This is a genomic window from Oleiphilus sp. HI0066, assembly GCF_001635725.1.
This window is the reverse complement of sequence record NZ_LWFH01001652.1, coordinates 1-1,612: the sequence shown is the minus strand read 5'-3', so window position 1 is coordinate 1,612 and position 1,612 is coordinate 1. Positions and strand designations below refer to the sequence as shown.

Annotated in this window: 1 protein-coding gene; it reads right to left on the bottom strand. The window is 46.6% G+C overall.

The genetic code is table 11. The features are described from left to right. Positions 1 to 1,612 (bottom strand): efflux RND transporter permease subunit (locus A3738_RS25755; protein ID WP_197474045.1); only part of this gene is annotated, 1,612 nt, incomplete at both ends.

The following is a 1,612-nucleotide window of genomic DNA, read 5'->3' as shown; positions in this document are numbered from 1 at the left end:
CCTGCACATTGATCGTACGCTTACCGTCTTTACGAAGAATCGACAAGGGACTGATCGATGGAGACAGATCAGCAATAGCCCCCAAGCGCACGCGTTCACCGGTAGGCGTCGTGATTAATACATCGCGCAATTTAGCGACACTCTGACGCTCGTCAATGGGATAACGCAATACAACCTTTATGTCGTCTTGCCCACGTTGAATGCGCTGCACCTCGAGCCCAAAGAAGATATTCCTCACTTGTGATACAACTTGCTGCCTAGTCAATCCCAACACATGCGCTTCTTTGCGTAAATTGATGTCTAAGGCTTGCTTGCCATCAGAGAAGGTATCACTGACATCAAATACACTAGGATAAGACGCGAGCTTTTCTTTCAATTTGTCGGCGATTGCCGATAGCTCATCGAAGTCATCACCACGTAATTCGATATCGATAGGATCACTGACACGACCAATTTCGGCGCGATAGGTCAGTCCGTCAGCACCAGGAATAGTACCTACGAGGCGGCGCCATTCATTGACCAGTTCTCGACTAGATATCGCCAGAGAGCGATCTTCAGGTGCTGTAATTTCAAACATTACCCGACCAATATTACTGCCTGATGAGCTACCCGCAGAGCCTGTTGTCGCCATAATGTTCTCGATAATCGATTCATCACTAACGGGGTCGATATACTTGTCTTGTAATACTTGTGCCTGCTCTAGCATGAAGACGACGTGTTGATCGGTAACAGGCGCTGGGGTACCGGTTGGCATCGTTAACGAGGCTCTTGCCACTTCACTCTGCACTTTAGGGAAAAATATGAAACGCATTAAACCGGAACTCAGCGCACTGCTGAGTATAAAGAGTAAGCAAATAGCAAAGGTCAAACACGCGTAGCGATACCGCAAGGCGACGCTAAGCATTGGCTGATAGAAGCGTAATATAAAGCGCTCAAACCCGATTGCAAAACGTTCCTGCAACGCTAGCAACTTACCCATTAAGGTATCGCTTTGAGAACGATGAATTCTGATGTTCTTGAGGTGCGCTGGGAGTATTAACTTCGATTCAATTAGTGAAAATAAAAGAATCGGTATGACCACCACAGGGATTGCAGCAAACAGTTGACCACGAACACCTTCAATAAAAGCAATGGGCATGAACGCAGCGATAGTGGTGAGGATCCCGAATGTCACTGGAACAGCAACTTCCTGCGTTCCATTGATAACGGCCTCGATACCGCTCTCGGATTTTCTTAGATGCGAGTATATGTTCTCGCCCGTGACAATCGCATCATCAACCACAATCCCTAGAATTAAGATGAAGCCAAATAGCGAAATGATATTAATGCTCACGCCAAAAAACGGCATGACAAAAAAGGCACCCATAAAGGTGACAGGAATACCGATACAAACCCAAAATGCGATCGCGGGGCGTAAAAACAAAGTCAGCAGCAACATCACAAGAATACCGCCTTGTATCGCACTGTCGCTTAAAGTCTTGAGACGCTTTTTGACGATATTAGATCGATCTCGCCATGCGGTTAGTTGCAACAACTGGTTTTGATCTTCACTGCGCGTTGCTATGTAGTCTTTTACCTTATCGGCAACATCAATCGCACTTTCGTCGCCAAC